The organism is Actinomycetota bacterium, from assembly GCA_018830725.1.
GTDB lineage: Bacteria > Actinomycetota > Humimicrobiia > JAHJRV01 > JAHJRV01 > JAHJRV01.
In genome coordinates, this window is the sequence record JAHJRV010000109.1 from 1 (window position 1) to 3,258 (window position 3,258).

Annotated in this window: 5 protein-coding genes; all 5 read left to right on the top strand. The window is 30.3% G+C overall.

From position 1 onward, the window contains the following. Positions 1 to 576 (top strand): restriction endonuclease (locus tag KKC53_05495; protein MBU2598607.1); only part of this gene is annotated, 576 nt, incomplete at its 5' end. Between the two features lie 276 nt (positions 577 to 852). Further along, entirely contained in the window at positions 853 to 1,614 is a 762-nt protein-coding gene (locus KKC53_05500; protein ID MBU2598608.1) for a ParA family protein, read from the top strand. Beyond that, positions 1,607 to 1,921 (top strand): hypothetical protein, encoded by a 315-nt coding sequence (locus tag KKC53_05505; protein MBU2598609.1) that lies wholly within the window; start codon positions 1,607 to 1,609, stop codon positions 1,919 to 1,921. The genes KKC53_05500 and KKC53_05505 overlap by 8 nt, the downstream gene beginning before the upstream one ends. A 440-nt stretch (positions 1,922 to 2,361) precedes the next feature. After that, positions 2,362 to 2,943 (top strand): tyrosine-type recombinase/integrase, encoded by a 582-nt coding sequence (locus KKC53_05510; GenBank protein ID MBU2598610.1) that lies wholly within the window; start codon positions 2,362 to 2,364, stop codon positions 2,941 to 2,943. Between the two features lie 92 nt (positions 2,944 to 3,035). Continuing rightward, a partial coding sequence (locus KKC53_05515) for a hypothetical protein (GenBank protein ID MBU2598611.1) occupies positions 3,036 to 3,258 on the top strand: 223 nt, incomplete at its 3' end.

Consider the following 3,258-nt stretch of genomic DNA (forward strand, 5'->3'; position numbering starts at 1 on the left):
ATTGCTATAGATATTATTTCAAAAAGACTAAGAAAAAGTGGCATAAAAGAGGGAATTGATTTTAAAATACATGGAGAACCAAAAGATGTCTATTCGGCTAAAAAACTCTCTGAAAAAGACTCCTTTCAATTTCAGATTTGGTGTAATTCAAGATTAGATGCAACTCCATCTCAAACAAAAACAGCAGATAAGGGAGTAGATGGAATTATATACTTTATTGACCCTTCTAAATCAAGTAAGATAGGAAAAGGTATAATCCAAGTTAAAGGAACGAAAAATATTAATCCCTCGATGGTAAGGGATTTAAAAGGCACTTTAAAAAGTCAAAATGCTGATTTTGGCATTCTTATAACTTTTAAAAATCCAACTCAAGGAATGATTAATGAAGCAACAATAGCAGGGTATTTCAAATATGCTAATACTAATATAAAAATTCCTAAAATCCAATTTTTAACAGTTGAAGATTTATTTAAAGATCCAATACCTGCAAAACTACCAGGAGCTAGTGCAGTTTTCCCCGCTCATAGAAAGCCGATTATTAAGAAAAAGAAAAGTGAACAACTAAAAATACAATAAAAAATGAAAGAAATTAAAAGATTCAAATTCCCGATTGATTTAATTGAGTTTCCTATCAAATACAGCGAGGAGGCAATAACAAAAAAAGACGATAAGGACAATAAAACCCTAGAGATGCATCTAGAAGGAAGATATGGTCCATATCATATTGAAACACCTAGAATATACAAAATAATGGATATTAGAAGCAGACAAATTACACCATGTTGCCATTATACCATTATATTATCTTGACAATATAAAGGTGTACTGTTATACTTCTAAGTAGTTATGCCAATGAAAAGGTTTATTATTACCATTGCAAATAATAAGGGTGGGGTGGGGAAAACTATTACTGCTATAAATTTAGCAGCTGCCCTAGCTGAAAAAAAGAAAAAAGTTTTGCTCATTGACTTAGATCCTCAAGGTTGTTTAACCGTAGGTTTAGGGTTTGAGCCTGATAATTTTGAAAAGACAATCTATGATATTTTAATAGGCTCACAATTAAATTTGAAAAGCGTTACGATACAAACCAAAATTTCCGGGATAGATCTTATACCAGCAAATCAGGATTTATCTGGTGCTGAGGCAGAGCTAATAGGTGAGGTAGCCTGGGAAAGCACCTTGAGAAATTCTTTAAATAACACAAAGGGATATGACTATATTATTATAGATTGCCCACCAAGTTTAGGAGTACTTACTGTTAACGGCTTAGTTGCAGCTCAAACTGTGATAATCCCCCTCCAGTGTGAGTATTTAGCTATGAGAGGGCTAAGGCAGTTAAATAGAATTATAGAGAAGATCCGCTCTAAAGTGAATCCTAAACTTACCACACGAATCTTAAGGACAATGCACCAAAAGATAACAGTTCACTCAAAAGATGTTGTGGAAGAAGTAAAAAAAGTTTTTGGAGTAAAAGTATATAATTCCATTATTAAAAGGACAATAAAGTTTGCTGACTCGTCTATTGCAGGAGAGCCCATTTTAAATTATGCCAAAAATTCAGAGGCGGCAAATGCTTATCGAGAGTTAGCAAAGGAGGTAATTGAACATGGCTAAAAGACCCAGAGTAAAAGGTAAAGGGGTGGCTATCTTTTTAGGTGAAGATAAGCCATCTTCACAGCAGACCAATAAACCAGTAAAACAATATACTGGTAAAACAGTAAATACTAGCAAGGCTACTTTTTATTTACCTACTAATTTAATAGATGATCTCGAGAATACATGGTTAAGTTTGAGAGGCAAATATAAAGATAAAAGAGTAACTAAGTCAGAGATAGCCAGAATTGCTCTAAAGACGATAATAAATGATTGGAAGGAAAAACATAATAAAAGCACACTGGTTAAGCGTCTTACTGGTAAATAAGATTTGGTGGTATATTAATCAAGAAATTTTACACGGCTTTTACACATCAAACCCCTATGCTCAACTCTAACAGTTTTTATTATGCTGTAATTAACTTTAATTCTTATTCTTTTTTTCTTATAAGATAAAATTTCTTTAAGAGAAGTAAAAAGCCCTATCTGTTAAAGCGATTTAACAGAAGATAAGAAAAAAGAGATGATATAAAGCATTAGAATTAAATTTAAGCCACAGAATTGCCCGTTAAACTCGCTCTAAAAAAATAAACGATAAATAGTATTAAAAATTTAATAATTAAATAAAAAAAGAGAATATTTAAATAAGATATTAATTTTTAAATTATCTAATTGATACACATTTTATTTGACAAACTTTTTTAAAGGTTTATAATGTTAATTGATATACTTAAGATACATTATGAATATTGAAATAGGAATAAAAAAATGTATAGAACTAAAACTAAAAAAAAGCTACCTGTAATTTTAGAAGATAACGAACTTAAAAGGCTAATGGCAATACCTAATAAACGCTATTATACCGGCCTGAGAAATAAGGCAATAATAACACTAATGGCAAATACAGGCCTTAGAGTTTCAGAACTTGTAAACTTAAAGACAAATCACATAGATTTGAACTTAGGCAAGCTGAGAGTGGTATGTGGCAAATATAAAAGAGATAGAGATCTAAAAATACCTAAAAAAACGCTTGAACTTTTAAAGGCCTGGAATAAAAGACGATTAAAAGGGGAATATTTTTTTAACACTTATAAGAATACTAAAATACAAAGAAGATACTTAAACGCGATGCTTCGAAGATATACAAGAAGGGCAGGTATTAAAAAACATATAACACCGCACACCTTAAGACATACTTATTCGACTCATCATTACAGGCAATTTAAAGATTTAGAAACCTTAAGACGTATTTTAGGCCACTCAGACATAAGCACAACTCAAATTTATATTACACTTGCAAATTTGGAAGTCGAGGCCTCTATGGATAATTACAGGGAAATAGTGGCATAAAATAATTAAAAAATTTAAAGAATTTAATTTAATATTAAAATATTTTAATTTTTGGACTTTTTGGACACTATAAAAAAGCGTTGGTAAAAAGAATGAAAATAACAAAAGAAGACAACTATTATCTAAAAGAAGATGATAACTATAATTTAATAAGAGTAAAGACAGAAAAGTGTAGGGAAGAAAAAATAAAGGAAATAAAAAAACAACTAAAAAGAAGAGACACGATAGATAGGATTACCTCAACGAAGATTTTTAAAATATTAATAATTATATTAAATATAATTGCTTTTTTGTTTTTCGCTTCTATGTGTAGAG

What these genes read in the sequence shown, in the direction of transcription:
- KKC53_05505 (MBU2598609.1), top strand. Translation starts at nt 1,607, where the DNA reads ATGGCTAAAAGACCCAGAGTAAAAGGTAAAGGGGTGGCTATCTTTTTA.
- KKC53_05510 (MBU2598610.1), top strand. Translation starts at nt 2,362, where the DNA reads ATGTATAGAACTAAAACTAAAAAAAAGCTACCTGTAATTTTAGAAGAT.
- KKC53_05500 (MBU2598608.1), top strand. Translation starts at nt 853, where the DNA reads ATGAAAAGGTTTATTATTACCATTGCAAATAATAAGGGTGGGGTGGGG.